At 53.8% G+C, this 3,626-nt stretch carries 4 protein-coding genes; all 4 read left to right on the top strand.

The features are described from left to right. A partial coding sequence (locus EN914_RS38435; protein ID WP_164778977.1) for a hypothetical protein occupies window positions 1-718 on the top strand: 718 nt, incomplete at its 5' end. Between the two features lie 91 nt (window positions 719-809). Continuing rightward, a complete protein-coding gene (locus EN914_RS28310; protein ID WP_081714308.1) occupies window positions 810-1,949 on the top strand; it encodes an acyltransferase in 1,140 nt (379 codons plus the stop codon). A 249-nt stretch (window positions 1,950-2,198) separates the two neighbouring features. Continuing rightward, the gene (locus EN914_RS28305; protein WP_164752810.1) at window positions 2,199-3,059 is read left to right on the top strand and encodes a class I SAM-dependent methyltransferase; all 861 of its coding nucleotides are present in this window, start codon (window positions 2,199-2,201) and stop codon (window positions 3,057-3,059) included. Beyond that, window positions 3,056-3,626: sulfotransferase (locus EN914_RS28300; RefSeq protein ID WP_164778976.1), on the top strand; the 571-nt coding region annotated here is incomplete at its 3' end. The genes EN914_RS28305 and EN914_RS28300, both read left to right, overlap by 4 nt.

Below are 3,626 nucleotides of genomic sequence, written 5' to 3'. Positions count from 1 at the left end.
GCTCTGGGCGGTGCCAGCCCTTCTTTTGTTGGGAGGGTTCTCTGCAATTCTAGAAAATGGTTGGAGCAAAGAGCGCCGCTCGGTAATCCTCATATGCGCGCTGGGAATATTGCTGGCGCCGTTTGCAATGGATCTTCTAGGCGCTGGCCGGCTGCCCATCAGAAGCCTGGTTGCCGTGCCGTTTGCTGTTTGGCTATTCGGCTATTTTGCGCTGGAGAGCCGGAGGCAATGGATAAGAATGGCGTCCTCTGTCTTCCTTGGTATCTTCATCTTCCAAACTGTTGTGATCCACAATTCCTATCAAGCCACTGAGCTTTTTGTTGGGCGACACGATGCACTGATGGCGGCGTCCGTGTATGACCAAATAGCAGCATCGCCTGGTTTCGATGCGGCGAAAACCTATCCAATAGCGATCTTTGGCTCGTTGTCTTTCGTCACCGTCTATCCGCAGCCGCCATCGTCCACGATCGGCCAATCGTTTTTTCATGACAACCCGTGGCGGATTGCCAGTTACATGAAACTTTTAGGCTACTCCAAGGTGAGCGGCCCCACCTTGGAGCAGATCGACAATACGATAGTTGAGGCGTCACGAATGCCAGTCTGGCCGACCCCAGGAAGTGTCATAATCAAAAATGACGTTGCATTACTTCGTCTCAGCGACGAGCCAAGCGCCGATAACAGGGCTGCTCTTCAAAGAGCGAAAGCCGCAAACCCGTGACAAGATTTGAAGACCAATTCCAGCGTGGGCGTGATCTTCGTTCGACGTTAAAAGTATCGGTTATTGCGGCTTGCTGGCTATCGGGGATTGAATGAACGTCGACGTAGTTCGAGGGCAAGCCGGAGATGCTTCGGCGCGTTTTGAGCTTTCTGGACTTCTCGCAATGCGCTGCTACGCAGCGCTATCGATTTTCCTTGTTCATCTGATTGCACTGCCAAAGCTGCCGATTCCCACCTACCTTTGGTTTCTACCTGCGCATTTTGGCAATGGAGTGCCGCTGTTTTACATAGTCAGCGCATTCGGCCTCTTTGTCGGGTATCGCGGCAGGATCAAGACGCGGCAGGAATTGCGAGAATTCTACCTGCGGCGCTTCCTGCGCATCGCGCCGCTATTCTATTTCATAATGCTGTTCTACGTCCCGTTCTGCTGGACAATGTGGGGAACAACAATCCCTCTTTCCCAATTCGTCAGTTCAGCACTGTTCATCTTCAACTTTGTGCCGAACCACGTCGCGGGATTCGTCATGGCGTCATGGTCGATCGGTGTCGAGATGGCGTTCTATGCCATCCTGCCGCTGCTGGTTTTCGCCATCACCGGACTTGCACGATCTTTGGTGCTTCTTGCCGTAGCGGTGTTCTTGTCGGCAAACTGGGATTTGGCATTCCACGGAACGGAGGGGGCGCTGGCGCTCTTTGGACAACTTTCTCTGATGGCCCACCTGTTCTACTTCGCTGCAGGGATAGCGGGGTGTTATGCATGGCTCGGGCTTCGTCGCACTTCACCGCAGATTGGCCGGATAGTCTTTGCCGCCAGCCTTCTGACAATCGCTGGCCTGATTTGTTTCGCGAGCCAGATCGCCGTATTAATCGGAACGATGTTGGGGCCAAGCGGCGGTTCCGGCGTCAAAGCCATCTGGGCGGTGGCGTTGACAGGCGCCGTCGTGGGAGTTTCCTTGTATCCGCAAAAGTGGTTCGTGAACCCGGCTGCGAAGCTGCTCGGCAATGCCAGTTTCAGCATCTATCTCTGGCATCCCGTCGTCATTGTCATCCTTGATCGCCTGGGTCTGTATCACACGATCTACGCATCCTTCGATGGGGTATCCATACCGTTCCTTGCCTCATTGATAGCAACGCTCGCAGTGTTGATACCGCTATCGTTACTGAGCTATCGCTATATCGAGCGGCCTGGCATGGCTTTGGGGGCTCGCTTTAACCGTCTCGGGGCGGCCTGACGGACCTTTGCATCTTGCAACGCTGCAGTTGCCAATGTCGACCAAGGTAAGGCGGTGGCATAGCGTCATCTTTCGAAGGTTGGGACAGCTCTATTGAGATTTCTAATCCAAGTCTCTAGACCGTGGATTGACCGTTCGTTGGGCTGGTACTCTGTGGTGATTCCTTTGGCTGTCGATTGGTTGAAAGCGGCTCGGCGCGTGCTACATGGTTACGCCACCTCAGAGACTGCCAAAAATATGGAGCCCCGCATGTTTTCCACGGCCGTCCCGCATTTGAATGCCGCAGAACGCGCGGCGGCCGACGGATGCACGGTTGAAGAGGCGCTCGTTTTCCTACGCCGAATGAGCCTAGACGACTTCGGCCTTCTCATGATTTCCTTGCCGAACAAGGACTATCCAAGTCTGTCACGTCTCCTGCCCGCCATGGCTAGCGACGAGGTGCAAAAGACCTGGACCGGAGCATCTGGCCTCGACCTGTTTCGGCAGACTTCTGCGTTCGCGCGTCAATTGGAAAACAACTTCACCAGGTATACTAAGGCGCCGCTGGCGGACTCTGACATCCTCGACTTTGGCTGTGGTTACGGGCGTATCTTGCGCATGATGTACTACTACAGCAATCCAGCCAAGATCTGGGGTGTTGATGCTTGGGACAAATCCCTCGACCTTTGCCGAGAGGCAAGATTACCCGGCATGTTCGCTCAATCGGAGCGGATACCTTCTGCGATGCCTGTTAGTGATCAAAAATTTGATCTGATTTTTGCCTTCTCGATATTCACACATCTTGCGCCTTCGACCGCGAGAGCCTGTCTCGCGGCTCTTCGCAAGCACATCAAGCCTGAAGGGTTGTTCGTGGCCACCATTCGGCCTATCGAATTCTGGCCGTTTATCGATGGAATTCGGCGAACTTCCGTCGCTCCTAAAATGCAAGCGGACCACCGTCGTCATGGATTTGCGTATCTCCCCCACGGTGGCGTCGAAGGCGAAACGTATGGCGACATCTCTTGCGAGATCGACTTCTTGAGGGGAGGCGGTTGGGCGGTTGTCGGACATGATCGATCAGTACTCGATCCATTCCAAGTGTCGGTCCTGATGAGGCCTGATCCTCTATGAATTTTGATTTTCTCTTTATCGTGACCTATGGGCGATCTGGCTCAACTTTGCTTCAGGGGATATTGAACACCATCCCAAGCGTGCTCATCCGAGGCGAAAATGCCGGCGCTCTTCACGGACTTATCAAGTCCTGGGAGGCGGTAAAGATTGCGCAGGACTTGTTCTCCGCCGAAAGCGACAAGTCCACCAGTCCATGGTTTGGAGCTGCCGATATGGACCTCGATTCGTACGGACAAGATCTTACCGCCAGTTTCATTCGGAATATCCTGAAAACGCCGCCAGATACTCGAGTCACTGGCTTCAAGGAAATCCGCTACCATTTCGCCGCTGACGAACTGGCGTTTGAGTTGAAGTTCATGCGGCGGTTTTTCCGGCGGAGTGCTTTCCTGATCAACACACGAGATCTGGAAGCCACGATCGCAAGCAGCAAAAGAGCTGGCCATGATATCTCAGAAGAGGACCTGATCGCTGTTGATCAGTTACTTCGCGATACGGTAAAATCATCAGCAAGTGACGTTTTCCACGTCCACTATGACGACTATCGCAACGATCCTGGCCGCCTTAGAC

The sequence above is a fragment of the Mesorhizobium sp. M7A.F.Ca.CA.001.08.2.1 genome (assembly GCF_003998455.1).
GTDB lineage: Bacteria > Pseudomonadota > Alphaproteobacteria > Rhizobiales > Rhizobiaceae > Mesorhizobium > Mesorhizobium ciceri.
This window is presented reverse-complemented; position numbering and strand designations above follow the sequence as displayed.